Below are 26,060 nucleotides of genomic sequence, written 5' to 3'. Positions count from 1 at the left end.
GGCCCTCGCGGCCTCTATGGCGGCGTTCAGGGCAAGGAGGTTCGTCTGCCTCGCTATCTCCTCGATTATCGATATCTTCGAGGCTATCTCTTTCATCGCGCCCACGGTCTCGGAGACCGCCTGCCCGCTCTCCTTCGCGTCAGCTGCCGACTTCTGGGCTATCTTCTCGGTCTGCTGCGCGTTATCCGAGTTCTGCCTTATGTTGGCGCTCATCTGCTCCATTGAGGAGGAGGTCTCCTCGATGGACGCCGCCTGCTCGGTCGAGCCCTGGGATATCTGCTGGGCGCCGCTCGAGAGTTCCTGCGCGCCGCTTGCGACGTTGTCCGAGACGGCCCTCACGTCGGAGACCACCTCGCGGAGCTTCCCTACCATGTTCTTCATGGCCTCAAGGAGGGTGCCTATCTCGTCCTTGCCGCCGGTCTGTATGTTGGCGTCGAGGTCGCCCTCAGCGAGCTTGTTTGCCGCGGCGGTCGCCTCGGCAAGGGGCTTGGCTATGAGGCTCGTCAGTATGAGCGCGAGCGTTACGGCGATGCCTATGGCCAGGATGGTCGCTATGATAACCACGTTCCTGGTCATGGCGAAGCTGCTATTGGCCTCGGCTATTATCTCCCGGCCTACCTCGTCCTGTATCTGTATGAGCCTTACGAGCTTCGAGTCGAGGACATTGAATTTCGGGCCCGCGTCGGTCTGGGCGTTGTGCCTGGACCTCTCGAAATCGCCGTCAAGGGCCAGTTTGAAAGTGTTCCGGCGGGACTCGTTGTATGCGACCCAGGCGGACTTCATCTCGTCGAATACCTTCTTCTCCTCCTCGGTGAGGTAGGTGGACCCGTATTTCTCGATGAGGTTATTCACCTCGGTCTCTGACTCGGCGGCGCTATTAAAGTGCTGCTGCCTTTTGGACGCGTCCCTTTCGTTCATTATCTGGAGAGCGCCTATACGGAGGGAAGCAAGCTCGTTGTTCATCTTTCCGAGGTCTACAGTCGGCACGAACCTGTCGTCATAAAAAGACTGTATGTCGTCCCTCATGCCGGTTATCCTGTCGATGCTCAGGATGCCGAGCCCCAGGACAAAGAGTATCAGCACCGCGAAACTCAGAAAAAGCTTCGATCGCGTTTTCATGTTCTTGAGAAAATCCATCTTCAAAACCTCCCTTTTTCATTCATGTTTTTTTAAAGTTTGTGGTCTTCAATTCCGCCCCCTCCGCCTCTTAACCGCTCATTTCACCCCGCCCTCGCGAAATAGTCCTTTTCTATGGTCTGCATGAGCCTCGGCACGTCGAGTATCAGGGCCACCCTGCCGTTCCCGAGTATAGTCGCGCCGGAGATGCCCTTTACCTCTCGATAGACCCTGCCGAGCGACTTTATTACCGTCTGCACCTCGCCGAAGAGCTCGTCGACCACGAGCCCGATCTTGTGGCCCGCGTACTGGACGATGACGATGTTCTCGTATTTCGAGTCCGCGCCGGTTTCGTTAAAGAAGTCCTTGAGCCTTATGAAGGGCAGCACCTCGCCGCGAAGGTTCACGTAATTCCTTTTTCCTGCGGCCTTCCTGTCCTCCTCTGTCAACTCCACGCACTCGACGACCATATCGAGCGGGATGATGTATGGCGACTGCCCTATTCCCACCATGAAGCCGTCTATTATCGCCATGGTGAGAGGGAGCCTCACCCTTACGGTCGTGCCCTTGCCCTTGGCGCTCTCCATTTCTATAGTGCCCCTGAGGGCCTCTATGTTCTTCCTTACGACGTCCATCCCGACGCCCCTTCCGGAGAACTTAGTGACCTCGTCGGCGGTCGAGAAGCCTGGCTCGAATACGAGCTTGAAGGCCTCCGCGTCCGTGAGCTGCTGTCCGGCGGCTATGAGCCCCCTGGCAATCGCCTTCTCGACTATCTTCTCGCGGTCGAGCCCCTTGCCGTCGTCCTCCACCTCGATGACTATGCACCCGGCGTCGTGCCCGGCCCTGAGGCATATGGTCCCGGTTGCGCTCTTCCCGGCGGCCTTTCTGCCCTCGGTCGTCTCGATACCGTGGTCCGCGGCGTTCCTCACGAGGTGCATGAGAGGGTCGCTTATCCTTTCGATGACGTTCTTGTCGAGCTCCGTCTCAGCGCCGCTTATATATATCTCTATTTCCTTGCCGAGCTCCTTGCTTATGTCCCTCACTACCCTCCTGAACCGGTTGAAGGTCTCACCTATGGGGACCATCCTGACCTTCATGGCGCTCTCCCTTATCTCCTCGACAAGGCGGAGCATTATGGAGGCCGACTCCTGCAGGGGCGCGTCGCCTATCCTTGCGGCGTGCTGGTCGATGCCCGCCCCGGCTATCACGAGCTCTCCGACGAGGTTCATGAGGCAGTCGAGCTTGGAGGCGTCTATCCTTACGGTCGCGGCCTCTTTCGCGCCTGCCATCTGGTTTTTTCTCTGCTTCTCCAGCGCCGCGTCTATTATCTCGGGGTAAGTCGCTCCCTCTTCGACGAGTATCTCCCCGATACGCGGCCTTTTTGCGGCCTGGCTTCCATCCTGTGCCTTGAGCGCCTCATCGAGCTCGCCGGCCGTGAGCGCGCCGCCCTTGACGAGTATCTCGCCGAGGAGGAGCGAGTCCTCGGGCATGCCTTTTATGAGCTCCACGTAAGACGCCACCCTGCTGTAAGGGGGGAGGATTCGGATCGTCGATTCGTCGCGGACGAAATCGAAGACGTCCTCTATGGCCTTCTTTTCGAAATCGCTCTTCAAGTCTATCTCGAACCCGAGATAGCAATCCTCGGGGTCCATTTCCTCCGGCCCCGGCATGGTGAAAAAGAGCGTCGTTATGCTTACGACCTCGCCCATCTTCGCGAGGTAGGCGATAAAGGATATGGGGTCCATCCCGGTCTTAAGCGTGTTCCTGCCGAACCTGATGGATATGTGCCATGCATCGGTCCGGGAGCTCGGTCCCTCAGCGGCCCCTGGAGCTTCAGCTTGAGCTTTCGGCGCCTCATCCTTTGCGTCCAGGCACTCGGCGAGCTTAGCGGAGAGTTCGTTATCCGCCCTGAGGAGGTCGCCGCCGAGCCCCGCCTCGTCAGCCGCAAGCGATATGAGCCGTGAGATATGGTCCCTGCACTGGAGGAGGAGCTCTATATTGCCGGAATCCGCCTTTATCTGGCCCGTCCTCATCTTCTCGAGGAGGTTCTCGACGAGATGCGTAAACTTCTCGACCGTTTCGATGCCGAGCACGCCGGAAGAGCCCTTTATGGTATGGGCCGCCCTGAAAAGGGAGTTGATGGCGTTCTGGTCGGCCGGGTCGCGCTCCAGGATAAGAAGCGAGCTCTCCATCTCCTCGAGGAGATCCTGGCTTTCCGCCAGAAAGGTCGTCCTTGCCTGTCCGAGGTCTATTTCCATCACACCGTCTCCCTGTCTTCGCAGAAGAGCTTTTTAAGATCGAAGAGGCTAAGGACGTCATCGACCGGGGTGCTTGCGCCGATAAGCCTGAACGGCGCTCCTTTCCTGTCGGCCTCCCTCCATGCAAGGAGCACAAGCTGGAGCCCGGAAGAGTCCATCTCGGAGACGCGCGAGAGGTCGAGGCTGACACTGTCCTCTCCGTCCATTGCCCTCATAAGGCCGTCCTTAAGCTCCTGGGCATGATAGATGTTCATCTCTCCTTCCACGCTTATGGACCCGTTCTCCCCGTCTTTTTCGATGCGCACCGGCATGGCTTATCTCCCCGTCAAGGCAGTATGAGCTTCGAGACGGCCTCGAGCATCTGTTCGGGCTTGAAGGGCTTTACTATCCATGCCCTGGCCCCGGCTGCCTTGCCTTCCTGCTTTTTCGATTCCTGCGACTCCGTCGTGAGCATGATGACCGGCGTGAACTTGTGGGTCGGCTTCTCCTTCAGGCTCTTGAGGAACGTGATGCCGTCCATGTTGGGCATGTTCACGTCGCAGACGATGAGGTTTATCCTCTGGGCGCCGAGCTTCCCGAGCGCGTCCGAGCCGTCATTCGCCTCGATCACGTCGTATCCGGCCTTCTTTAGCGTCAGGTTCATGACCTGCCTTATTGAAGCCGAATCGTCGACCACCATTATTGTCTTGGCCATTTTCCCTCCGTGCTTGTGCTAAAAAAAGACTACGTTGCCCTCATCCGGCGCGGCCTTGGCCGGCGCATGGGTTTGAGAGCCGCTCATTGAATCGATAAACGAATTGTGGGTTGACCGCTGCCTCTCCATCACGTAGTGCTCGCGCACCTTTTCTATGCCGAACTCGCCTATCCTGCACTCCTCCTCGCAGAGGTGACCTTCCTCGAGGCACCCTTCGAGGCTCTTCATGTACTGGTCGGAATCAGCCAGCGTCTTTATTACGAGCTCTATCTGCTGGCGGACTATGTCCTGGAACTGCACCCCGGCTATGAGCTCGAGCACTTCCGCAGAGACCTGGGCCCCGCTTTCGCCCACCTGCTCAAGTATCTGCCTGTTCAAATTGTCGAGCTTCCGGTAGCCCTCTCCGAGCGACGAGAGCTGGGTCTGGAGGTCAAGGAGGAGCGAGGACTCCCCGGCGTGCCTGTCCTGGTTCAACTTGAAGGCGAACTTCGTCTCGATCTCCTCCGCCATCTTTATCATGGCCTTGCCTATCTTCCCGGCGGCCTCCTCGGAGTTCTTCGAGAGCTTTCTTACCTCGTCCGCGACTATTGCGAAGCCCCTGCCGTGCTCGCCGGCCCTTGCGGCCTCTATGGCGGCATTGAGGGCCAGAAGATTAGTCTGGTCGCTTATGCCCTTCAGGAGGTCCACGAGGCTCGTCATCGACCTCGCCTCCTCGGCCAGCGCCAGCACGGTCCTGTAGTCTTCCTCCACGTCGGTCCTGCGCTTTCCTATGTATTCCTTGAGGCCCGATATGTTTGACTCGTTTCTCGCGATGGTCTCGCCCGTGGCCCTGGCCATTGCCTTGCTCTCGGCCTGGAGACCTTCAATAGTATTCTGCATCTGGCACATCGCCGAATCTATGCGCTGGGATTGCCCCATTATCCTCTCTGCCGCGGTGCCGGTCTCGTCTATGACTTCCGTAAGATGGCTCCGGGTGAGACTGCTCAAGTCGTGCTGCGAGATAAAGAATTTCTTAAGCCTCTTCTTCCTTGAGCTATAATGGAGCGTCCTTTCGGCAAGCTCCCTTACGAGTTCCTCATCCTTAAGGTCGGACAGCATCACCCCGCGGCTCCTCGAGGCGAACGCGGCAACGATGACCGCGAAGACGGACCAGAGCGCCAGGTATAAAGCGCTCTCAATGGGGGCGCCGGTAAAAAGTATGTAGGCGAACGCCGCGGAAGATACAACGAGCGCGGCAAGAGCTACCCTCCACCTGCCGGCCGGCTTGGCGATCATAAGGCCTTCGAGTATAGATGCTGAATTTTGCTGCTTTTCCAAACCGTTGCCCCCCTGTCAGACTTCTACATCGTTTATCGGAGTGTACGGAAACCCCTGTATAGTCAAAGAGATTCATTATTGGACGGCTTTTGGGTTGATTTGAGGATAGTGAAAAGGATTGAGCGCTACATGGAAAAAGGGTTGAGCGGAGGATGAGGGCCCAGGTAAAATATGAATTAAATCAAGGTATTATAAAGAGATAAAGGAGGGACTGCACAGGCCTCCGGCATGCCAGGAGGCCCTGCGCAGGACGCAAAAAAAACCGGACAACTGAGGAAAGATGTCCGGTTTCCATAGCCCGGTTAGTCGAGGTCGCACTCTCTTTTGAGCTTTTCCACGGTGTCCGGTGAGAACCCGGGGACGTTCATGAGGTCGTCAAGGGTCCTGAAATTTCCGTGCTCAGACCTGTAATCAACGAGCCTGCGGGCCTCGTTATCGCCGATTCCTACGGACTTTCTTATATCGTCCGCGTTTGAGCTGTTTATGTGACATATTTTGCGTGCCATAAATTCCTCCTCTCTGCGGATTAAACAGACCCGTTTTAGAGCCTGATTGATTTTAGGAGCCTTTCCAAACCATGTCAACTCACCGTCCTTGATAATCCCTAGCCTCTCAGCTTGCGTTATCAAGAGGCTGCGACCGGCCCTGCGGCTCTGGTTGTGATTTCTCCCAAAAAGGTTTAGAATCGGTGAATGGCAGATACCGGGGGTCTCGACACATGACCAGGACCGTTCTCTTCATAGCCGCAGTCCTCCTCGCCTTTTCAGGGTGCGCAAGGGTGCCTTACACGGAGCGCACTCAGATAATGATCGTCTCGGAAAGACAGGAGGAGAGGATAGGCGAGACGCTCTTCAGCCAGATAAAGGCCGAAGCCGACTTGAGCGAAAACGCCCGGTACAACTCCCTTATCGGGGAGGTCGGCGGAAGGATAGCCTCGGCGGCCGAAAAACCCGATTACGAATGGGAGTTCGTCGTCATAGAAAACCCGGCTGTGAACGCGTTCGCCCTGCCCGGCGGCAAGGTGGCCCTTAATACCGGGATTCTACCGGTCTGCCGGGACGAGGCCGGGGTTGCGGCCGTCATGGGGCACGAGGTGGCCCATGTCATAGCGCGGCACGGCGCCGAGAGGATGTCCCAGGAGCAGGCGCTCCAGATAGGCGGAGCCGCGCTTTCTGCCGCGCTTTTAGGCACAAGCCCGGTCGCCCGCGAGGGGCTCCTCCAGGCATACGGGCTCGGCGCGAAAGTGGGGGTGCTCCTCCCGTACAGCAGAAAGCACGAGCTCGAGGCCGACAGGATCGGGCTAATCCTTATGGCAAAGGCCGGATACAATCCGGAGTCAGCCGTAGAGTTCTGGGAAAGGATGACCGCAAGGGAAGGCGCTGCTCCCCCGGAATTCCTTTCGACGCACCCTACCGACCGGAAAAGAGTCGATGAGCTTAGGTCTTTTCTCCCTGAGGCGATGGAGCACTACAGGGAGGCCATCCGAAAGGACCCCTCCCTTGAGAGGCCGCCGAGGCCTCTAAATTAAGCCGCTTTTAAGGAAGCGCGAAACGAATAACGACCTATCATCGGTCCGCCGAAAACCAGGGTATTGATTTTTGTCATTTTTATCGCGGCTGTTGCGTAGGAAAATATCCCCGGGGCATAAAAGCAGGGAAAACAGACAAGGAGGAATAACATAGATGGAAAAGGTCCTAGACGTAAGGGAGATGGTCCCGAAGGACAGGCACGCCAGGATATTCGAGCTTTACAGGAGCCTTAAGCCGGGGGAGTCGTTCACTCTCGTGAACGACCATGAGCCCAAGCCGCTCCTTTACCAGTTCCAGGCCGAGCACGACGGCGAGTTCGACTGGTGGACTCTCGAAGCGGGCCCGGAGGCCTGGAGAGTGAGCATCGTAAAAAGGGAGAGGCCGAACCCGGACATCACTATAACGGACTACCTCCAGACCGACCACCGGAGGCTTGATTCGATATTTGAAGGCTTCAAGGCGGCCCTCAAGGACTCGAGATGGGAGGACGCCTCCAGGAGCTTCAGGGAATTCAGCCTCGGGCTTAAAAAACACATCCGCATAGAAGAGGACATCCTCTTCCCCGTTTTCGAAGAAAAGACCGGGATGCGGGACGCGGGGCCGACCTTCGTAATGAGGATGGAGCACAAGGAGATACAGGCGCTCCTCGACCAGATACTCGGCGCAACCGACAGGCATGACGCCCCGGGCGCAGATTCCGGCTCAAGCTCTCTTCTCGGCATACTGCTGGACCACAACATGAAAGAGGAGCACATCCTGTATCCGGAATCGGACGCGTTCATAACCGGCGGCGAGAGGGCAATGGTAATAAAAAAGGCCCAGGCTGCCTGATTTCTTCAGGGTCGGGCTTTGCTCGACGACACAGGAATCCAGGGCCCGGGTGCTGCTATCCCGGGCCTTTTCCTTTCCCGATGGCCCCTGCCTCGACCATCTTCTCAAGGCACCTCCCTTTGAAGCGCGGCCCCTTCCTGTCGGTGTCCTCTATGGTATTTGAAAAGAACATGACGCAGTCCGGGAAGGCGCAGTGCCCGAGCCCGAAGGTGTGGCCGAGCTCGTGGGCGGCCTCGGTCAATATCCTTTTCCTCAGAAGTCCCCTGTCTTCTTCCCTGCCATAGAAGGTTTCGCGCAGCCTATAGGTGGATATGACCGCGGCCCTCGGCCCGGCCTCCCCGAAGACGAAGTTAAGTCCCGGCGCGAAGAAGTCGACGGAAGCAACCCCCAGCACCCTCCCGTAACGTTTTAACTCAGGCCTTTCCATTATGTAGAATAGTATGCTGGTCGAATTGTACTGCCCCCTCTCCTCGTCCAGCGCGAAATCGGGAGTGAGAAAGGCGTCCTTTTCCCCGGCGACGGCGGCCTCGAACCCGAACTCCCTTTCGAGGTCTTGACGGAGCCTTTCAAGCGTATCCAGGTCTACCTCTCCCACCGGCAGTATGAGCAGCATGCAAGCCCCCCTGTCAACGGCCCTCAACCAGATTATACACGCACAGGGCTTTTTTGCCGGTTCGCGGCGGAGGGTATATAATTAAGAGAGGTCCCCATTAGTTCGCAAGCTCTGTCATTCCGGGCGAAGCGACTGAATCTCGCACTCAGGAAGGTCAGCAAGTTGCGAGAGTCTTAGGTCGCTTACGCTCACTCAGAACGACAGAAAATGGAATTAATCAGACCTTCCTTAAGAATGAAAGGAGATATGCACTCATGATCCCCAAAAGGCTTGAAAATCTTCTCCAGGAAAGGCACGTATGGTACAAGTCCCTCGTCCATACCGAGGCCTATACAGCCCAGGAGGTGGCCGCATCCATGCATGTAAAGGGCCGGGAGCTTGCGAAATCAGTAATGGTCAAGGCGGACGGAGAGATAGTCATGACGGTGCTCCCCGCAAGCGCCAAGGTGGATTTCGGGAAGCTCAGGGACGTACTCAGGAAAAAAGACCTGGGGCTCGCCAAAGAGGAAGAGTTCTCCAACCTTTTCCCTGATTGCGAGACCGGGGCCGAGCCTCCTTTCGGGAACCTGTATCAGGTGGAAACGGTAGTGGACAGGTCCCTTACCGGTGACGAGTACATCTACTTCAACGCGGGAACGCATTATGAAGCCGTCGAGATGAAATACAGGGACTTCGAGGAGCTTGTAAAACCCAAAGTGGCCGAGTTCACCGAAAGATTTCAATAGCGGATAACGTGAGAAAGCGCTAATTCCCCTTGACCGGCTCCGATCGTGGCGCGTTACCTTACGGCACTAAGCCTCTCTACGGAGCCCGACGCCATTTTGCCGCACACGCCGGAATACTTTGACAAGCCTTCCGCGATAATCTATTTATATTGGAGCCCTCTTGCCAAGAGCTAAAGGGGCATTCCATCATTTTGCAGGGAGGCTTAAGCAGCAGATGCCGGGGGCTGAAACGATAGGCGAGGCGCTTACCAGGATCGGTGAGGCCCTTTCAAAGGCCGGCATCCCCGAGCCCATGACCGAGGCCGAGTTCATCCTCATGCGCCTCCTCGGCTTAAAAAGGCACTCCCTTTTCCTCGATGCAGGCATGGAGCTCTCCATCGAGAAAACAAAGGAGCTTGAAAATATACTAATAAGGCGGCTCAAGAGGGAGCCGCCCCAGTACATCTTCGGGGAGGCGGACTTCAGGGGGCTTACACTGAAGGTCACTAGGGACGTCCTCATCCCCAGGCCTGAGACGGAGCTCCTTGCCGGAGAGGCCGTAAAGCTCGGAAGCCAAATGGATTCCGCCCTGGCCGTCATAGACCTCTGCACCGGGAGCGGCTGCATAGCCGTGTCGATAGCTAGCGAGGTCCCGGGCCCCATCGTCTACGCGACAGACATCTCGGAGAAGGCGCTTCAGATCGCAAGTAAGAACGCAGCAAGGGCCGGCGTGGCGGACAAGGTCAGGTTCCTCCCCGGAGACCTCTTTTCCCCGCTTCCCGACGGGCTCAGGGGCCGCGCCGGAATAATAGTCTCCAACCCGCCCTATGTCCCCGAAGGGGATCTGGAAGGCCTCGACCCTGAGGTCAGGGATTTCGAGCCCAGGGGGGCGCTCTCAGGCGGAGAAGACGGCCTTTACTTCATAAGGCGCATAGTGAGCGAGGCCCCTCTCTTCCTTGCTCCGGGAGGGTGGCTGCTTATTGAAATGGGTTACGGTCAATCAGAGGACGTGATGCGAATGACTGAATCTGATGGCAGGTATGACCAAATAGAAATAATCAGGGATTACGGCGATATAGAGCGGATACTTAAGGCAAGGCATAAGCCCTGAGAAATTTTAGGCAGCCTCTAAAAATTAGAATTTTTTCCCGCAATCAAAGAAAACCGGGAAGCGGAGCATATATGGATAATATGTGAGCATTTTTATCCCAGGCCTGACACAGAGTCCGGGGAAAAGATCAATTTTTAGAGGCTGCCTTTACTCGCCGCTTATGATCTCAAGTATCTTGCACTTCTCCCAGAGGGTCTTCCTGGAAACTCCAAGCAGCCTGGCCGCAAGCGTCTTATTCCCGTTCGTCTCTTCCAGGACCTTTATTATGTATTTCTTCTCGAAATCCTTCATGGCCTTCGTGAGGTTCTCATGCCCGTCCGGGCCGCTCCTGAAGACCTTGAGGCAGTCGTTCAAGTTCGAGCTCCCTATCTCCTCGGGGAGGTCCCAGGGCTGTATCTCCTCGCCCTTGCCCATGACCACGGCCCTTTCTACCGCATGTTCGAGCTCCCGGACGTTACCCGGGAACGGGTACTTTATGAGCGCCTCGACAGCGTCGACCGAAAAGCCCTTTACCTGCTTCTTGCATAGCCCGGAATAGTAATTGAGGAAGTGGTTGGCAAGGAGTATTATATCGCCCTTCCTCTCGCGTAGCGGCGGAAGCACTATAGGCACCACGTTAAGCCTGTAGTAGAGGTCCTCGCGGAAGGAGCCGTTCTGAACCTCCTTTTTAAGGTCCCTTTGCGTTGCGCAAATCACCCTGACGTCGGCGCTCACCGTCCCGGTGCCCCCGAGCCTGTCGAACTCCTTTTCCTGGAGCACCCTGAGGAGCTTTACCTGTATGGACGGGGCGAGCTCGCCAATCTCGTCGAGGAAAATGGTGCCCTTGTCCGCGAGCTCGAACCTGCCCTTCTTCTGCTTTACCGCGCCGGTGAACGCGCCCTTGTCGTAGCCGAAAAGCTCGGCTTCCAGAAGGGTCTCGGGTATGGCCGCGCAGCTCACTTTTATATACGGCCCGTCCTTCCTGGGGCTATTCCGGTGTATTGCGCTCGCCACTATCTCCTTGCCGGTGCCGCTCTCCCCGAGGATGAGGACCGTGGAATCGGTCTGCGAGATGACCTTTATCATCTCGAATATCTCGTTCATCTTCTCGCTTCTGCCGACGATGCCGCTGAAGTTGTACCTCCCCTCGACCTGCTCCTTGAGGGCCTGGTTCTCGCGCTCAAGCTCCTTAAGCTTCAGCATCCTCCTTATCATTATCAGAAGCTCGTCCATGGCGAAGGGCTTTGTCACGTAGTCGTAGGCCCCGTATTTCATGGCCTCTACCGCGGTCTCGACCGCGCCGAAGGCGGTTATGAGGATGACCATCGTCTCTGGCGAGGACTTCCGGAGCGACCTCAAGACCTCTAGACCGTCTATATCAGGGAGGCGAAGATCGGTTATGACAACGTCGAAACCGCCGTCCTTGGCAAGGCCGAGGCCTTCCCTGCCGGAGGCCGCTTCCGAGACCTCGTAGCCCTCTCCCTTCAGCGCGTCGCCTATCGAGATGCGCATAAGCGGCTCGTCGTCTATGATGAGTATCCTGCTCAAACCCCTTCCTCCGCTCCGCCGATGGGCAGGAGCACCCTGAAGGTGCTCCCCTTCCCCGGCTGGCTTTCGACCTCTATCCTGCCCTTGTGGCGCTCTATTATACCACGGCTTACTGAAAGGCCCAAGCCCGTGCCCCTTCCGACCCCCTTGGTCGTGAAGAACGGGTCGAAGACCCTCCCGAGGTTCTCCTGGGGGATGCCGCAGCCGTTATCCGCTATCTGTATGCAGAACCAGTTCCCATCCCGCCGGGTCGTAACCTCGATGAGGCCTTCGGATGAGACCGCCTGCACGGCGTTAAGTATCAGGTTCACGAGTATCTGCTCTATCTGATGCCTGTCCACGAGTATGCGGGGAAGTCCCTGGCTCAGGTTCACAAGGAGCCTCACCTCCTTGCCCCTGACCGAATGCCTGAAGAGCGGGATTATGCCCTCTATGATGGAGTTTATGTCTGTGAGGGAAAGCTCCGGCGCGTGCTGCTGCGAGAAATCAAGGAGCTGCCTCACTATGTTCTGGACCCGCTTTATGCCGTCCTCCATGAAATCAACGTACTCGGCCTTGCGCTCGTCCGTGAGCTTGCGGTTCCTGAGATTGTAGAGGCAGTTCAATATGCCGCCGAGCGGGTTGTTAACCTCGTGCGCTATGCCTGCCGCCAGCTGTCCCACGGCCGCGAGCTTCTCGCTCGAGATTATGTTCAATTCGAGCTCCTTCTTCCTCGTTATGTCCTCGGACATCCACACAACGAACTCCGCAGGCCTCGCATCCCCTGCCACGACCGGGAAAACGCTGGTTAGCATGATCCTTTCCCCGTCAGGCGTGCCGAGCCTGTACTCGGCGCTCCTGGGCTCCCCGGTCTCGAAGACGCCCTCTACTATGCCGGTGAGCTCTTCCCTCAGCTCTTGAGGAAAATGGGAGATGAAGTCATCCTCGATGCACCCGTCGGGCCCCTCGCATTCCCCGGCCGGGCAGGCCTCGGTTGCGTGCCTGTTCCGGACGACCACGGACTTGTTCCTCTCGAGGACATAGAGGGCGTAAGGGAGGCTGTTTATTATCGACTCGACCAGTTTTTTCTGCGTGGCGAGCTTTTCCTGGCTGACCCTTATGCTCTCTTCCTTGTCCCTGAGGCTCTCGACCATTTTTTCGAAGGTGCGCGCCAGGTCCGCTATCTCGTCATTCCCCGCCTTTACCGGCCCCATCCTGATGTTGAGGTCGCCTGCGGCCACGAGCTGGGCCTTCTTCTTAAGCGACAGTATGGGCCTCGTTATAACGTATGTGAGAAAGGAGGCGACACCCGTGGCCATGAAGATGCCTATGAGCGCGATGGTGGCGATGGCCTTGATGTTCGTATACTGGAGCTCTACGAACTTCTCCTTAGGGATGCCGACGAAAAGAGAGCCTATCACCCGGCCGGCATTGTCTCTAATCGGGTCGAACGCGGCCATATAGGCCTTCCCGGCTACCTCTATCTCCCCCCTGTAGCCGAGGTTTCTCTCGAGCTCGGCGAGAACAGGCTCCGGGATGAGGCGGCCAACCGCCCTTATGCCGTCATCGTCAATCCCGTTCGTGGATACCTGCGTGCCGCCCATCGATATGGCTGCGAGCGAGCCGGGAATGGACTCCGCAAGGGTGTCCGGCACGAAGGGGTCGTTACTGACGAGGTCGCCCGATATTATCGCCCCGAGGACGCTGCCCTTGCCGTCCACCACCGGGGTGACCACTACCAGCATGAGGCCGTCTCCAAGTATCTTGCCGTCCTCCGCGGTAATCGAAGCCGCGCCGTCAAGCCCCTCGGCCTTTAATAACTGATGCGGGACGATCTCCGTTGATATTATGGATTCCCTGCTGCCGAACGCCTTCTCAACAAGGCCGTTGAGCGATATCGGGCGGCCGGAATCTCTCGTATTGAGGGAGGCTATGGTCCTCGTTCCCGGATCCACCACGGCCCAGAGGTCCACGTGGGGCCTGTACTCCTTCCAGGCTATCAGCTGCGACCTCAGCAAGGCCTTGTCCCTGTCCTTCATGGCCGTTTTCATGTAACCTTCGGTAGAGGCCTGGAGCATCCCGTACTGCATCTGGTAGGCCCTGGAATAATATTGCATCCAGGCGGCCTTGAGGTTGTTGCTGATAGTCTCCTCGGCGTCCTCGCGCCTGCTGTCGCTTATGAGGTTGGTGGTGAAAAAGGCCAGGAATACCGTCGGGAGGAGAGTTGCTATAAGGAAGGATAATATTAATTTACTGCCAATGTTCATCTTGAGGGGCGCACCTGGGAACGAGGGCGGCTAATGAAAAATCTCAATCAATATCGGGCGGTTATAGAAGCAGGATATTACAAAGGTGAAGGAAAGTCAAGGAAGTGGCTTCGCGAAAAAAAAACGGGGAGGACTCTTAAGGTCGCCTCCCCGTGCTCAGGTTTTTTTTGAACCCCGGTCATGATGCGATGACCGCCACAACCAGCGTGACCGTGACGGCCAGGAACATGACCACATTGCCGATGTAGATCTTTGCCGTGCTCATAACCCACCTCCTTGATTGATTGGCTTGCCTTTGCCCCCAGTATTGCGAATGTATTAACGGGGTATTAGAGCCTGCCGCCCGGAAGATGGGTTACAATTGTGATACTATTATAGCAGCTCAGGCCTGCTTGTCAATAGCCGTTTTTATCCTGTATTCTTCAGGGATGGTCATTCTGGTGACCCCCCGCAGCCTGAGTTTCATCGAGCCTATGGACGACCGGCTGCCAAGGTCAAGCCCCGTGACAGCGACCTTGCCCACGCGCCTCATCCCGCCCCTGTCAGCGTACCCGAATATCTGGTGTATGACATAGGGCTTTCCGCCGGATTCGCCGAGATAGAGCATTACATGGCCTTCAAGGGTCAGGAGGGTTATGCCGGGGTCCGAGCCCCTTAGCGCAAGGGCCACGTCCTCCCTGGCGCCCCCTATATCCAGGTGCGCCAGGACCTCCCCTGTGACGCCCTGCTGCCTTGAGTTCCTCGGTAGTTTCACACCGACCGTCGCGAATATGTCCTGTATGAAAAGCGAGCAGTCCCTGAGCCCCCTCCTGCCGCCCCAGCCGTACTCCTCGCCGAGCATCTTGAATGCCTGTCTTATTATGTTCGATCTCGTATAAGGGAGATAGCCGGGGTGGACCTCGGCATCGGGATGTATGTATCCGTTTGTCCAGTAGAGCGAGCCGTCCTGGCGCCGCTCAGGGAACCTTACGGCCCAGGGGGAGTTCCCTTCTGCCTGAGCTGAGATGGCGAGGACTCCGCCCATGACCACCTCTGCCCGTATCTTTTCAAGGGCGCTGTCGCCATATACGCTCACTCTGTTACCTGTCACGACGAGGAACTCTTCATTGTCTGCCGGCAGAACAAAATTCCGCTCCCCGAACGCGACCTTGTCCATTCTGAGCCAGCCCCTTAAGGTCTCGGCCTGAAAAAAACCCCACTCCCCGTCCTCGCTCGTATGAAGGAGAAGAACGCGCGCCGGAGGGTACAGGCTCGAATACTGTATGGAGTCGAATCCCTCGCGGTTAGGCTTAGACAGGATGGCTTCATGGGTCGGAAGGCCCCTCATATCCGCCCTCTCGGTCACCACGCCGAACCTGACCGCTACTTCATTAGCGATGCCGTCCAGGTCCATGTTCCGGACCAGGTCGGCAAAAAAGCTCTCGGGGAGCTTCCGCCCCTTGGAGTCGTACCTTTTCCCTGGGTTCACAAGAAAGTCCGTCCATATCCACTCGAATACCTTTTCTCCCGGAATGGTGTCGGGAACAGACCGGAGCTCCGCCATCTGGTCCACCGCTCCGATGGTAGCAGTGTTGAAAGCCCGGACCTCTTCAGGCGAAAGGACTGTTTCTCCGGGGCTCCCTATTTTCGAGATCCAGTGCCCCGGGTTATTGATCATCCTGGGTGTCCCGGCCGCGTAGGACAGGGCCGGGAGAAGGAATAGGAGTATGAACAGTATGGCGAGGGCTACTTTTCTCGGCACTTCAAGGCTAAGATACTTGGGCTCGTTCACGGCTGACTGCACTTCAGGACCTTCCTGGGTTTGATTTCGCCTATGGGGTCTCGCGTCCCATCTGAGAGATTATCGGCTGGAACGCCCCGGGGCTTTACACTTGACCGGATAGCCGCGCGGTATTATCATTACGTGCTCCGTCGGAAGTTTTATACGATGGACCGGGTGGATAGGGCTGTGACTTAAGTCCGGCTCTTATCGATTGACGGCCTTTTAGCCGGACCGCCCCGCCGCAAGAGGCGGGGATTTTTTTTCAGGCCCGGAAGCGTTCGAGAGGGAATGGAAAGAAAAGACCTGCTCGCGGGATATCTCCTGGCTGCGGCCTCTGCCGTGACCTTTTCGATAAAGGGGATATTAGCCAAGCTCATATACGGATACGGGCTCGACCCGATAACGCTCCTGGCGCTCCGGTTCGCCATAGCCATGCCGTTTTTCTGGGCCGCGGTCCTCTTCTTCCCTTCGCCGAGGGTCTCGTGGAGGGACTTCCTCTATCTTGTGCTGAGCGGCTTACTCGGTCTCTATGCGGCCGCTCTCGCGGACTTCTACGGCCTCCTCTATATAGACGCGTCCCTCGAAAGGGTCATACTCTATACCTACCCGGCGATGGTAGCGGTCCTTGCGGCAATCTTCTTCAAGGAGAAGCTCACAACGGGAAAGGCCGTATCGCTCGTCCTCACGTACGCGGGGCTTGCGCTCGTCCTCAAGGTATATGGCGGCATTGAGCCGGGATACGCCCTCGGAGCGGGGCTTGTCCTCTTTTCGGCGCTCATCTATTCCTTCAGCTACATACTCACGCAGTTCCTCTCAACGCGGGTATCGGGAGTGAAGATCGCCGCATACGGGACTACAGCCGCTACGATGGGGTTCCTGGCGACCTGGCGGGGACAGCGCTTCCCGGAAGAGCCGGAGGTCTGGGCATTGCTCGCCGCGCTCGCGGTGGTCTCGACGTTCGTGCCGGTCCTTACGCTCGCCCTCGGGATAAGGAGGATAGGCGCGAGCAGGGCGGCCCTGGTAAGCTTCATAGGACCGGTATCTACCGCGGTGCTCGCTTATTTCATACTGGGGGAGGAGCTTGATCTCGTTCAGATAGCCGGAATGGCGGTAGTGATCGCCGGCGTGCTCGCGGTATCGCTCGAAAAGAAGCAAGCCGGGGCTTGAAGGCGACAAGTACGATGGACGCCAGGGATGGGACTTCAAGGATGCGACAGGGCGCGCGTTCTTACCTGTCCACTGCCGATTTAACGAAATTCCCGAGCTTCTTGTCCATGCCCGCCACATGGTTCAAGAGCCAGTCCACGACCTCGCGCTCTACGCAGATGACCAGCTTCGAGGACGGCCCTTTATCGAACTCCTTCCTCAGCCGGGATATGCTCTCTATGAAGCGCGCGTGCTCGGCTGCGTGCGTGGCCGCGCCGGGGTAGCCGTGCCGCTCCATGGCCTCGTTTTCGGCCTCGAAATGGACCACGAAATACTGGTCAAGGAAATTGAAAAGGTTCGCAACCTCCTCCTTGCCGTAGCCCGAGGCCATGGCGTCCAGGAGGCGGTTTATGCGCTTAAAGAGCTCCCGGTGATGGCTGTCCTGCCAATCGACCCCGGTCGCTAAATAGCTGCTCCACTCGATGCCCATCCGAGAACCCCTTCAATGCAAGTCCGCCTGGTCGAACTAGCAGAGTGCTGAAAAAGACTTTTGGGGGAAACTTTCTGTAGAAAGTTTTCTCAATATTTTTTCAGCATCCCGCTAGAGCGATGCGTTATTTCAGTGGGAATATGTCCGGAATGGCTCCGCGAGGATAATGTAGATAAATAATGATGCGGTGCGGCCCTCAAACCGCATCTGCGGATTTAAGAAAGCTCCCGAGCTTCTTGTCCATGTCGCCGATGTGGTTTATGAGCCAGTCCACGACCTCGCGCTGCACCCAGATGACGTGCCTTGACGAAGGCCCCTTCTCGAACTCATCCCTCAATCGGGAGATGTTCTCTATGAAACGCGCGTGCTCGGCCTTATGGAGGGCGGCATCAGGGTAGCCGTGCTTTTCCATCGCCAGCTCCTCGGCCTCGAAGTGGATTACGAAATACTCGTCGAGGAACTTGAACAGGGTCCGCACCTCTTCCTTCCCGTAGCCCGTAGCCATGGCGTCCAATAGGCGATTGATGCGTTTGAAAAGCTCCCTGTGATGGCTGTCCTGCCAGTCCAGCCCGGTTGCCAGGCTGGCGCTCCACTCTATGCCCATTCCGAAACCCCTGGGTAGGATATTATTATGCTATCTCATTCCGGCCCTGGAGAAAAGGGGAAAATGGCCGAATCCCGGGGGCGGGCCTAGAGGAAAATTTCACGAAAAAGTCATTTTGCGGAAAGCCCTTTAACGCGCTGCGCGCTTTCGGGCACAAGGCTCGCTGTCAGCCACCAGCAGTTCGGCCTCGCTCCAGATGCCGGCCTTGCCAGCCCCTCCATCACCTAAGATCATGGCGCAAAAAAAATCCCCGCGGGGAAGCCGCGGGGATTCGGTTTATTATGCTTCTTCAAGGAAGGGATTGGAGATGGGCAGTTTAAGGTCATGCCCGGGACCGTCTTGGACACCCTTCACTGCAATGGGCGACCCTGGGTATGGAGTATCTCTTCATGCGCACCCCTCCTTTCCTTTTTCTCTGGTAACGATTTCAAGCAGCGCCCGGCAGCTTCTCAAGAAAGGCCCGGAGAACTGTTCCTATTCCGTCATGTCCGTCATGTCCATTTCACCGGAATCCATTGCCAGCTCCTCCATGTCGTCTCCGGCACCGGAGTCCATAGCGAGAATGCCCCTTAACTGTCCCCGCTGCTCGGGGGTAAGGGTCTTTTTGAACTCCTCGACTCCCCTTATGCCTGCCATCATCAGGTCCGCCTGCTTCCGAGCTATCTCGTTCACCTTCGCCGTGACGCTTTCCATGTTTACGGGGTCGGCCATGAGGAGCTGATGGAGCTCAAGCTTGGCGATCTTGATATCGGCGCCGGTCCTTATGGCCTGCTTCCTGAAATTCGTGTATATCTCGGTGGCCCTGGCCTTCTGCTCGGGGGTAAGGTCGAGGGCCTTCACGGCCATCATCATTCTACCATAGAAATGGCCCATCATGGTCCCTTTTTTGCCGCGGTGGCCCATCCTGTCCATGCCCATCATCATGCCTGGCCCCATCATGCCCATGCCGTGGCCGCGCATCCCTGGACCCATACCCCCCATCCCCATCGGACAGTCTCCCGCCATCATTCCGCCCATGCCGCCCATCATCGGACGGCCTCGCTCCTGCATTGCGCCTCTCGGCATCGCCGAGAGCTGCACGCTGAAGCTCTCCTCCGCCCCTTCCCTCATTACATCGAGCTCGATGTTCTTTCCAACCCCCGCGGAGCGTATAGCGGTGATGAGGTCGCTGGCGTTCCTCACGTCCTGGCCGCCGGCCTCGGTTATTACGTCCCCTGGCATGAGCCCCGCAACCTGGGCCGGGGAGCCTGAGGCCACGTCCGAGACAATCACGCCGGTCGTCCCCGGCATGCCCATCTGCGCTGCCCTTTCGGGGTCGAGGCTCTGTATGGTAACGCCGAGCCAGGGCCTTTCAGCCTGGGCCTCCGGCATCGTCCGGGCCATCTCCTGCCCGTCTTGGGCATATGCCTGCTGTGTTATAAGAAATGAAAGCGTCAGGAAGAGGACGGCTAACAGCGACTTCGTGTTTCGCATGGCTGGCCTCCTTGGAAAGGTTTTGCGGCTGGATTTTTCGGCTCGCTTAGGTCCGGCTGTCCATCACGGCTGGATGAACCTCGTCTCTATCCAGCTCCGGAGGACCTTCCAGGGCTTGGATTTCACCTTATTGAGCGCCCACGAGTAAAAAGAAGAGCACTCCTCCGCGCCCCTTATGACGTCATAGTACCTGAGCATTATCTGGGGGTCGCGCTCGATTATGCCGTACCAGAGCCTCGGGTGGTTGTACACGAGGTCCGCGAGCTTCAAGGCCGACCTGAACCCCGGCATGATCTCCGTCTCAAGCCGTTCCGGATAAGCCTCAAGCCCGGCCCTACCCCCGATATAGTCAAGTATAACAGAGGAAGCGGCCTTGGCTGTAAAAGCCGCGTAATAGATGCCCTCCCCGAGAAAAGGCTCGACAAGGTGGCCGGTGTCGCCCACGAGCACGACCCTGCCCTTTATGGGCGGCGGGGCGCCATCGTAGTAGACCGGCACGGTCCAGCCTGATGTGGGCCCTATATCAAGGCCCTTGAGCTCGCCGTGGGAGGAGACGAATGAGTTGAAGTATTCCTTTATCCTTACGGCCTTTTGAGCGCTTGCGGCGATGCCGACCGAAAGGAAATTTTTTTTCGGGAATATCCAGGCGTACCCGTGCGGCACGCAGCCAAAATCTATGAAGAGCCTGCCGGAGTAGCCCCGGAGCTCCCGGTTATAGGGCACCTCGGCAGTAATGGAGACCGCGGCATCTCTCGGGCCGAGGCCGAATAGCTCCCTGCCTATGAAACCTGAGGCCCCGTCCGCGCCCACGAGAACCCTTGCCTCGTGGCATGTGCCATTATGAAATCCAATTTTTACCGACGTCCCGGTATCCTCAGCAGACCTGATCCGCGCGCCCTCTATTATGTCCGCCCCGGCTTCCCTGGCCTTATCGAGGAGCAGGTGGTCGAAGGTGTCACGCATGACGTTGTAGCCGACCGGCTTATCGGAGATGATATCGAGGGGCCTTCCTGATTTGTAGGTGAAGGAGGCGCCGTAGACCGTCTCCTCTATTGCCTGGGAGATGTCAAAATCGTAGAGCCCGTCTATTTTGGTAGAGATGCACCCTCCGCAGGACTTGTACCTCGGGAAGGTCTCTTTGTCCACTCCGAGCACCTTGAGGCCCGCCCTGGAGAGGAAGTATGCGGCGGTCGAACCTGCCGGCCCCAGGCCGGCAACGATCGCGTCGTACATGTCCCTACTCGGTCTCCTTCTCGACGCTGTATTCCATCTCGCCGCACCAGAACCCGGTCTTTGTAAGAGACTCGTACTCCCACCGGAGTATCTTCAGGTGTCCCTTCTCCATCTCGAGGAGCTTGGTGAGCACGACCTTCTCTACCGGGGTCTCTGCGTCCTTGAGGAGCCTGGAGTAGAACTCCACCGCGGCCTCCTCGTTCTCCATGGCTATCTGGACCGCGTTGGTGTCCGACTGGTTGGTGGTGAGCCTTTTTATGAGGTCGTTTTCCTTGGGGTAGGGTATGCTCTGGGTGAGGGCGAACCCCTCGGCAAGGGCCTGCTCGTAGCTTATCCAGCCGAGGCCGTTCTTTACGGACTCGGCGATCTTGCCGACTACGACCATGTGGGCGAGCTCGTCTTTCGCCAGGTTCGCGAAGACGCTCCTCCCCTTCGAATCGTCTACGAGGGCGGCGGCCGTGGTGTAGAAGTGGTATCCGGCTATCTCGGTATTGTATGCTGTCCCAAGCTCCTCGATAATCCTGTCCCTGGCCATGTCCCCTCCGTATTGTTCATTTAAGTGCCTTAAGCGGCCGTTTTTATCTCCTGCCGGAATCGGTCCGGCCGGCCTTGTCAATATCGTGCTTCTTCTCGAGCGCCTCGCCCCGTATCTTGTCCTCGCACGCATGGCAGATGACAAGGTCGGACGGACGCCCGCAGATCGAGCAGACGTGCTTTTTTTCTTTTTCTTCCTTCTCAGGCATATCTATGCACCCCCCGAAAGTATGCGTTTATACGGCAACAATTTTTATCATATTACGCCCGGCATTACAATATCAAGAGGGTTTCTAACAGGATGCTGAAAAACTCAAAATCACATACAGGCTGCTCAAAAAATCCAAGATGCAAGGAGTCGAAAAATGAGGATGCGGCGTACTTTCCTTGTACGCCGGAGTGTCCAATTTTGAAGACGACGCCTTGAAGCGGGCTTTTTCAGCAGCCTGCCAAAAGGCTCCGGGCCATGTCCCTGAAAGAGAAGGCGCGTAGCTCAGGCTTCGCAACACCCTTGTGCTGCACGAGCACCTTGAAAGTGTCCCCCATGCCTCCGGGCGAGATGAGCCTGGCAAGCGCCCTGTTGAAGTTCATCTCCTCGATTCCCGGCGAGCCGTCCGGCGGTGGTTTCAATTCGTCCAGTATGCCGAGCCCGATGAGGTAATTCTTCTGGGTAGTGAAGCCGGTCACTTCGAGGCCGTGCCTCAGGCCCGCTCTGGCAAGTGCTGTGAAATCGGCGTGGGTCGTAATGTCCTGCTCCCCCACGTTAATAAACGGGTTGTCGTTCAGGGTGTGCCTGTAATGGCACATGAGGCTGCCTCTCCTGTCCGGCGAATAGAGCTCGGTCGCCGGATGGCCGTAGTCTATGGTAACGATGAAGCCCCGCTCCATCAATTTCCCGGCCTCGCCTATCCACCTCATAGCCTCAAGATTGACCTCGGTCCTCATGCCCTCGAAAGGAATAACGCCGTTTTCGATGAAATATCGCTCAAGCTCGCCGGTCGACAGCGGCCCGGGAACCTCCGTAAATCCGCTTCCGTCGCATCCGACATGGATTTCCCTCAACTCCCCGCCTGAGAACTCGACCCTGTGAACGGGGAAGCTGTCTATCAGCTCGTTCGATAGTATGCAGCCGGATGAAAATGGCGGGACCCCGGAAAGCTCAGAATGCCATGTTGCCCCTTGAGGAGACTCCCTCCTTGCGCCTGACCTCTCAACGAGCCTGGGTGTTATCACCCCCGAGAGGCCGGGAGAAATTTCCTTCAATGATTCCAGCACGCCCCTCGTGAGCCATCCCCTACCCGCCCCGGCCTCGACGAAGACGAAGGGCGCGGGCGAACCGAGGGCCTCCCACATCTCTTCAAGTCCCTTCGCCAGCGTCCTCGCGAAGACCGGGCTTACGTCTATGCTTGTAATGTAGTCGCCTTCAGGCCCCCAGGTCCCCCTGTCTGAGGCATAATAGCCCTTTCCCGGGAGATAGAGGGCCATCTCCATGAACCTCGCGAAGGTGATCGGCCCCTTCTCTCTTATCTCGGCGGCTATCTCACGGGCAAGGCCGGTTTCAGGCAGCGGCCCGGCCTCACGCATCAACTACCTCCAGAAACGCCTCGCTCGGCGCATAGCACATGGGACATACGTCCGGAGGGTGCTCCCCCTCGTGAATGTAACCGCACTCGATGCACTTCCATTTTTTTACAGCCATCAGCTTAACCTCTGCCAAGCGCCGTCTCGAACGCGTCGGCGTGGCCTTCCTCCTCCGAAAGTATTTTTTCGAGCATGAGCCTGGTGGTGGTGTCGCCAAGCTCGGCGCAAGCCTTAATATGCCCCCGGTAGCGCTCTATTGCGCCGTCCTCGAGGCCGAGGTCGGCCTTGAGCATGGTCCTCAGGTCCCCTCCCCTCTGCACCTGCCCCGGCTTGTAGACGGGCACGCCCCCGAGATAGACTATCCTCTCCGCCAGGTCCTCCGCGTGCCTCATCTCGTCCATCGCGGTCTTCCTGAAAAGGTCGAGTATAGCCGGGCTCTCAAGCCCTTCCCCCTCGTAATGGTGGCCCATGTACTGGATTATGGCGGTAAGCTCCTGGGCCCTATCCTCGTTCAGCATGTCTATTATCTTTTTCCTGGCTTCGTCACTCAGCTTAAGCGACATCATTCACCTCCGTAGTGTAATTATGCTGGCAAACCTGATGCTGCTGTAGATTTCAGCGGATGGCACTCTCAGGGCCGTCAAAGCCATGTAATTATATCCTATATCCGCGGGCTTGTCAGCCGCCCAGTGGGGCTCTCCACCGGTGCTATCTTGACAATGGCCGGAAAGGGGGGTTAACTCGGAATAGGGCCGTCCTCTCGCTCTTACACCCTCCCCGCATCCAGCGCGAACCTCCTGGAAAGGCACAGAAAAAAGCTTTTCCGGCAAGACCCCTCAGAGGAAAGCCCGGAAGTTTAACCCTCAGCCGCAGTTCTAAAAATGGAGGGCACTATGAGCGTTGCCTATAAACCGGCATTCCCCTTTCCCTCGGCAGAGGCCTTCGGCAAACCCGGCGTTGAACCCAGGTGGGCCAGGGCATCGAAGCATGGAGCGGGCACGGCGAAAAGCCCCTTCTCACGCGTCTGGTTCACGATAGAGGGCGGCATAATAACCGAGGTCTATTTTCCGGATATCGAGACCGCCTGCATAAAAGACCTGCGCTTCCTCGTGACCGATTCGAGGACCTTCTTCGACGAGGAGGGAAAGGACACCATTACGACTCGCTTCGAGCCCATACACGAAAAGGCGCCCGGTTATATAATAACGAACACCGCCAGGTCAGGACTCTGGAGCATCACTAAACGCGTCATAACCGACCCGCAGGCGAACTCCCTCGTGATGAACATCGGCTTCAAGGCCCTGCACGGCACGACCGCCGACTTCCGCCTCTTCGCTCTCGTTGCTCCCCATATGAAGAACAGGGGCAACGGCAATACGGGCAGGTGCGCGGCGTACGGCAAGAGGAATTACCTTCTGGCAAAAAGAGATGATACGGCAGCGGCGCTTGCATCGGACAAGCCGTTCCTCGGCATGTCGGCCGGATACTCCGGGATCTCGGACGGCTGGCACGACCTGAAGGAGAACCTCGAGATGGACTGGATGTTCGAGCGAGCGGAGGACGGAAATATCGCCCTTACGGCCGAGCTTAAGCCGGGTAGCGAAATGGTACTCTCGCTGGGCTTCGGCAAGGACGAGGTGGAGGCGGCGCTCGAGGCCGAGATATCCCTTTCGAGGGAATACGCCTCGATAGAACGGGACTTCATCCGTGGCTGGAGGAGATATATCAATTCCCTCGCGCCGCTTGGAAAACGCGCTGGGGACGGGGGCAGAAGGTTCAGGGCAAGCGCGCTCGCGCTCAAGGCCCACGAAGACAAGATCTTCCCCGGAGCGGTCGCATCCTCCCTCGCCATCCCCTGGGGTGAGATCAAAGGCGACGAGGCGGGCAGAGGCTACAGGCTTGTCCGGCCCGGCGACCTCTGCAAGACCGCATTCGCTTTCATGGCAATGGGCGACGGCAGGACCGCCCTATCCGTGCTCGACTACCTGCAGTCCACGCAGACCGAGGCGGGCGCATGGCCCTTCGAGATGCACGTAAACGGCGCGATCAGGCGCCCGGAGGTGAGCATTGAGAACGCCGCGCTCCCGATACTCCTCGCATGGAGGCTCAGGGGCATGGGGCTTGCCGGAACGGGCTTTTATCCTATGGTAAAGAGCGCCGCGTCATATACAGCGAGGAACGGCCCGTTCGGGCTGAAAGGCGGCGCTTCCCCTTCAACGCTCGCATACGGTATATCCGCCCTTGTGGCGGCCGCGCACTGGGCAAGGGAGATGCGCGAGATAAAGGAATCAGACTACCTCTTTTCTGTCGCTGACGGATGGCACACGAAAATCGAGGAATGGACGTTCATAAAATGCGGCTGCATGGGCGAAGGCGCGCCCGGCCATTACATGAGGATGGATGGAGAGAGGCCCGTCGCACTTTCTCCCGAAGAGCAGGATTTCCATGCCCTCGTATTTGACAAAGACAAGCCCGACCGCTTCACTGAGCACCGGCGGGGAATTTTCGATACGGGCTTCCTGGACCTCGTGAGGCTCGGGGTGCGCGGCCCGAGGGATCCAAACATAGTAAACTCGCTCCGCGCGGTCGACAGTCTCCTTCGGTTCGAGCACCACGGGAGGATTTCCTTCTACAGGTACGAGGGTGATGGCTACGGGGAAAAAGGAGACGGCTCACCATTCGACGGCTCCGGCACAGGCAGGCCCTGGCCGCTCCTTTCGGGCGAGCGCGCAATGTACGAGATAGCCGCCGACGGCTTCCCCGAGAAATACCTCGAATCTCTCGAGGCCTCCGCCAATGAGGGACTACTCTTTCCCGAGCAGATATGGGACTCCACTGACATACCGGAGCTCAAACTCCTAAAAGGGCGCGGCACAGGCTCGGCGGCGCCTTTCATACCGGCACACGCCGAGTATATAAAGCTTCTCCGGAGCATGCGCGACCGGGAATGCTTTGACACGATAAAGGAAGTGCGGGAAAGGTTTGTCGAATGCCTGACGTCGCTCCCCATAGCCGAGTGGAAGAAGGGCATGGAAATAGGCTCGGCAAAAAGCTCTGAGACCGTCCGCATAGCCTCGTCCAGGGAAGCACATATCGTCTGGACGGACAACGACTGGGCGACGAGGAACGAGGAGCCCATGAAAGGGACGGGCCTCGGCATCTGGCACAGGGACTTCGATGCCGGGAAGCTAAAACCCGGAGCAAAACTCGTATTCACCTTCAGGTATGCGGACACAGGCGAATGGGAAGGCCGGGATTACGAGATAGGGATTCACTAGTTTGACCCGAACC

At 57.6% G+C, this 26,060-nt stretch carries 24 protein-coding genes; 6 read left to right on the top strand and 18 right to left on the bottom strand.

Translation table 11 applies throughout. The features are described 5' to 3' along the window. The 6 genes from K8I01_09380 to K8I01_09355 form a co-directional block, all read right to left on the bottom strand. Nucleotides 1-1,137, bottom strand: a 1,137-nt coding sequence (locus K8I01_09380; protein MBZ0220627.1) for an MCP four helix bundle domain-containing protein, incomplete at its 3' end; no start/stop codon positions are given. Nucleotides 1,138-1,220: 83 nt separating this feature from the next. After that, nucleotides 1,221-3,374, bottom strand: coding sequence for a chemotaxis protein CheA (locus K8I01_09375; GenBank protein MBZ0220626.1), 2,154 nt, complete (start codon nt 3,372-3,374; stop codon nt 1,221-1,223). Then, nucleotides 3,374-3,685 (bottom strand): STAS domain-containing protein, encoded by a 312-nt coding sequence (locus K8I01_09370; GenBank protein ID MBZ0220625.1) that lies wholly within the window; start codon nt 3,683-3,685, stop codon nt 3,374-3,376. The genes K8I01_09375 and K8I01_09370 overlap by 1 nt, the downstream gene beginning before the upstream one ends. Nucleotides 3,686-3,699: 14 nt before the next feature. Beyond that, entirely contained in the window at nt 3,700-4,068 is a 369-nt protein-coding gene (locus K8I01_09365; protein MBZ0220624.1) for a response regulator, read from the bottom strand. An 18-nt stretch (nt 4,069-4,086) separates the two neighbouring features. Then, nucleotides 4,087-5,343, bottom strand: a complete 1,257-nt coding sequence (locus tag K8I01_09360; protein ID MBZ0220623.1) for a hypothetical protein — start codon at nt 5,341-5,343, stop codon at nt 4,087-4,089. Nucleotides 5,344-5,687: 344 nt separating this feature from the next. Then, nucleotides 5,688-5,891 carry a helix-hairpin-helix domain-containing protein gene (locus K8I01_09355; GenBank protein ID MBZ0220622.1) on the bottom strand — a complete coding sequence of 68 codons (204 nt, stop codon included), beginning with the start codon at nt 5,889-5,891 and terminating at the stop codon, nt 5,688-5,690. A 212-nt stretch (nt 5,892-6,103) separates the two neighbouring features. Between K8I01_09355 and K8I01_09350 the strand changes: the two genes are divergently transcribed. Then, nucleotides 6,104-6,913 carry a M48 family metallopeptidase gene (locus tag K8I01_09350; GenBank protein MBZ0220621.1) on the top strand — a complete coding sequence of 270 codons (810 nt, stop codon included), beginning with the start codon at nt 6,104-6,106 and terminating at the stop codon, nt 6,911-6,913. 154 nt (nt 6,914-7,067) lie between these two features. Then, nucleotides 7,068-7,745, top strand: coding sequence for a DUF2249 domain-containing protein (locus K8I01_09345; GenBank protein ID MBZ0220620.1), 678 nt, complete (start codon nt 7,068-7,070; stop codon nt 7,743-7,745). 55 nt (nt 7,746-7,800) lie between these two features. On the opposite strand, the gene K8I01_09340 is transcribed toward K8I01_09345, so the two are convergent. Continuing rightward, complete coding sequence (locus K8I01_09340; protein ID MBZ0220619.1) at nt 7,801-8,358, bottom strand: archaemetzincin family Zn-dependent metalloprotease; 558 nt, start codon at nt 8,356-8,358, stop codon at nt 7,801-7,803. A 254-nt stretch (nt 8,359-8,612) separates the two neighbouring features. On the opposite strand from K8I01_09340, the gene K8I01_09335 reads away from it, so the two are divergent. Both K8I01_09335 and prmC read left to right on the top strand, forming a co-directional pair. Continuing rightward, nucleotides 8,613-9,083, top strand: coding sequence for a YbaK/EbsC family protein (locus K8I01_09335; protein MBZ0220618.1), 471 nt, complete (start codon nt 8,613-8,615; stop codon nt 9,081-9,083). Between the two features lie 214 nt (nt 9,084-9,297). Next, nucleotides 9,298-10,173 (top strand): peptide chain release factor N(5)-glutamine methyltransferase, encoded by an 876-nt coding sequence (prmC, locus tag K8I01_09330; GenBank protein ID MBZ0220617.1) that lies wholly within the window; start codon nt 9,298-9,300, stop codon nt 10,171-10,173. 147 nt (nt 10,174-10,320) lie between these two features. On the opposite strand, the gene K8I01_09325 is transcribed toward prmC, so the two are convergent. The 3 genes from K8I01_09325 to K8I01_09315 all read right to left on the bottom strand — a co-directional run bounded on the left by K8I01_09325 (nt 10,321) and on the right by K8I01_09315 (nt 15,729). After that, complete coding sequence (locus tag K8I01_09325; protein ID MBZ0220616.1) at nt 10,321-11,700, bottom strand: sigma-54 dependent transcriptional regulator; 1,380 nt, start codon at nt 11,698-11,700, stop codon at nt 10,321-10,323. After that, nucleotides 11,697-13,946: a cache domain-containing protein gene (locus tag K8I01_09320; GenBank protein MBZ0220615.1), complete on the bottom strand. Its 2,250-nt coding sequence runs from the start codon at nt 13,944-13,946 to the stop codon at nt 11,697-11,699. Before K8I01_09320 ends, K8I01_09325 begins: the two co-directional genes overlap by 4 nt. 382 nt (nt 13,947-14,328) lie before the next feature. Continuing rightward, the gene (locus K8I01_09315) at nt 14,329-15,729 is read right to left on the bottom strand and encodes an SH3 domain-containing protein (GenBank protein MBZ0220614.1); all 1,401 of its coding nucleotides are present in this window, start codon (nt 15,727-15,729) and stop codon (nt 14,329-14,331) included. A gap of 267 nt (nt 15,730-15,996) precedes the next feature. Here K8I01_09315 and K8I01_09310 point away from each other — a divergent pair, with 267 nt between their 5' ends. Then, complete coding sequence (locus tag K8I01_09310) at nt 15,997-16,875, top strand: DMT family transporter (protein MBZ0220613.1); 879 nt, start codon at nt 15,997-15,999, stop codon at nt 16,873-16,875. A 61-nt stretch (nt 16,876-16,936) separates the two neighbouring features. Here K8I01_09310 and K8I01_09305 read toward each other — a convergent pair whose 3' ends face one another. The 8 genes from K8I01_09305 to K8I01_09270 all read right to left on the bottom strand — a co-directional run bounded on the left by K8I01_09305 (nt 16,937) and on the right by K8I01_09270 (nt 23,335). Beyond that, a complete protein-coding gene (locus tag K8I01_09305) occupies nt 16,937-17,344 on the bottom strand; it encodes a bacteriohemerythrin (GenBank protein ID MBZ0220612.1) in 408 nt (135 codons plus the stop codon). A 196-nt stretch (nt 17,345-17,540) separates the two neighbouring features. After that, nucleotides 17,541-17,948: a bacteriohemerythrin gene (locus K8I01_09300; GenBank protein MBZ0220611.1), complete on the bottom strand. Its 408-nt coding sequence runs from the start codon at nt 17,946-17,948 to the stop codon at nt 17,541-17,543. 474 nt (nt 17,949-18,422) lie between these two features. Further along, the gene (locus K8I01_09295; GenBank protein MBZ0220610.1) at nt 18,423-19,421 is read right to left on the bottom strand and encodes a PDZ domain-containing protein; all 999 of its coding nucleotides are present in this window, start codon (nt 19,419-19,421) and stop codon (nt 18,423-18,425) included. 63 nt (nt 19,422-19,484) lie between these two features. Further along, a complete protein-coding gene (locus tag K8I01_09290; GenBank protein MBZ0220609.1) occupies nt 19,485-20,654 on the bottom strand; it encodes a geranylgeranyl reductase family protein in 1,170 nt (389 codons plus the stop codon). 4 nt (nt 20,655-20,658) lie between these two features. After that, complete coding sequence (locus K8I01_09285; protein ID MBZ0220608.1) at nt 20,659-21,189, bottom strand: ferritin family protein; 531 nt, start codon at nt 21,187-21,189, stop codon at nt 20,659-20,661. Between the two features lie 43 nt (nt 21,190-21,232). Then, the gene (locus K8I01_09280; GenBank protein ID MBZ0220607.1) at nt 21,233-21,397 is read right to left on the bottom strand and encodes a hypothetical protein; all 165 of its coding nucleotides are present in this window, start codon (nt 21,395-21,397) and stop codon (nt 21,233-21,235) included. 229 nt (nt 21,398-21,626) lie between these two features. After that, nucleotides 21,627-22,772, bottom strand: a complete 1,146-nt coding sequence (locus tag K8I01_09275; GenBank protein MBZ0220606.1) for an SAM-dependent methyltransferase — start codon at nt 22,770-22,772, stop codon at nt 21,627-21,629. Nucleotides 22,773-22,891: 119 nt separating this feature from the next. Further along, entirely contained in the window at nt 22,892-23,335 is a 444-nt protein-coding gene (locus K8I01_09270; GenBank protein MBZ0220605.1) for a ferritin, read from the bottom strand. Between the two features lie 327 nt (nt 23,336-23,662). On the opposite strand from K8I01_09270, the gene K8I01_09265 reads away from it, so the two are divergent. Further along, nucleotides 23,663-26,047 (top strand): hypothetical protein, encoded by a 2,385-nt coding sequence (locus K8I01_09265; GenBank protein MBZ0220604.1) that lies wholly within the window; start codon nt 23,663-23,665, stop codon nt 26,045-26,047. Nucleotides 26,048-26,060: the final 13 nt, after the last annotated feature.

The sequence above is a fragment of the Deltaproteobacteria bacterium genome (assembly GCA_019912665.1).
Lineage (GTDB): Bacteria > Desulfobacterota > GWC2-55-46 > GWC2-55-46 > GWC2-55-46 > UBA5799.
The sequence above is the reverse complement of the archived record's forward strand: the minus strand, read 5'-3'. Positions and strand labels throughout refer to the sequence as shown.

Excerpts from the sequence above, each read along its gene's own strand:
- K8I01_09375 (MBZ0220626.1), bottom strand. The coding sequence starts at position 3,374 with ATGGAAATAGACCTCGGACAGGCAAGGACGACCTTTCTGGCGGAAAGC.
- K8I01_09370 (MBZ0220625.1), bottom strand. The coding sequence starts at position 3,685 with ATGCCGGTGCGCATCGAAAAAGACGGGGAGAACGGGTCCATAAGCGTG.
- K8I01_09365 (MBZ0220624.1), bottom strand. The coding sequence starts at position 4,068 with ATGGCCAAGACAATAATGGTGGTCGACGATTCGGCTTCAATAAGGCAG.
- K8I01_09360 (MBZ0220623.1), bottom strand. The coding sequence starts at position 5,343 with ATGATCGCCAAGCCGGCCGGCAGGTGGAGGGTAGCTCTTGCCGCGCTC.
- K8I01_09355 (MBZ0220622.1), bottom strand. The coding sequence starts at position 5,891 with ATGGCACGCAAAATATGTCACATAAACAGCTCAAACGCGGACGATATA.
- K8I01_09350 (MBZ0220621.1), top strand. The coding sequence starts at position 6,104 with ATGACCAGGACCGTTCTCTTCATAGCCGCAGTCCTCCTCGCCTTTTCA.
- K8I01_09345 (MBZ0220620.1), top strand. The coding sequence starts at position 7,068 with ATGGAAAAGGTCCTAGACGTAAGGGAGATGGTCCCGAAGGACAGGCAC.
- K8I01_09340 (MBZ0220619.1), bottom strand. The coding sequence starts at position 8,358 with ATGCTGCTCATACTGCCGGTGGGAGAGGTAGACCTGGATACGCTTGAA.
- K8I01_09335 (MBZ0220618.1), top strand. The coding sequence starts at position 8,613 with ATGATCCCCAAAAGGCTTGAAAATCTTCTCCAGGAAAGGCACGTATGG.
- prmC (MBZ0220617.1), top strand. The coding sequence starts at position 9,298 with ATGCCGGGGGCTGAAACGATAGGCGAGGCGCTTACCAGGATCGGTGAG.
- K8I01_09320 (MBZ0220615.1), bottom strand. The coding sequence starts at position 13,946 with ATGAACATTGGCAGTAAATTAATATTATCCTTCCTTATAGCAACTCTC.
- K8I01_09310 (MBZ0220613.1), top strand. The coding sequence starts at position 15,997 with ATGGAAAGAAAAGACCTGCTCGCGGGATATCTCCTGGCTGCGGCCTCT.
- K8I01_09305 (MBZ0220612.1), bottom strand. The coding sequence starts at position 17,344 with ATGGGCATCGAGTGGAGCAGCTATTTAGCGACCGGGGTCGATTGGCAG.
- K8I01_09300 (MBZ0220611.1), bottom strand. The coding sequence starts at position 17,948 with ATGGGCATAGAGTGGAGCGCCAGCCTGGCAACCGGGCTGGACTGGCAG.
- K8I01_09295 (MBZ0220610.1), bottom strand. The coding sequence starts at position 19,421 with ATGCGAAACACGAAGTCGCTGTTAGCCGTCCTCTTCCTGACGCTTTCA.
- K8I01_09290 (MBZ0220609.1), bottom strand. The coding sequence starts at position 20,654 with ATGTACGACGCGATCGTTGCCGGCCTGGGGCCGGCAGGTTCGACCGCC.
- K8I01_09285 (MBZ0220608.1), bottom strand. The coding sequence starts at position 21,189 with ATGGCCAGGGACAGGATTATCGAGGAGCTTGGGACAGCATACAATACC.
- K8I01_09280 (MBZ0220607.1), bottom strand. The coding sequence starts at position 21,397 with ATGCCTGAGAAGGAAGAAAAAGAAAAAAAGCACGTCTGCTCGATCTGC.
- K8I01_09275 (MBZ0220606.1), bottom strand. The coding sequence starts at position 22,772 with ATGCGTGAGGCCGGGCCGCTGCCTGAAACCGGCCTTGCCCGTGAGATA.
- K8I01_09270 (MBZ0220605.1), bottom strand. The coding sequence starts at position 23,335 with ATGATGTCGCTTAAGCTGAGTGACGAAGCCAGGAAAAAGATAATAGAC.
- K8I01_09265 (MBZ0220604.1), top strand. The coding sequence starts at position 23,663 with ATGAGCGTTGCCTATAAACCGGCATTCCCCTTTCCCTCGGCAGAGGCC.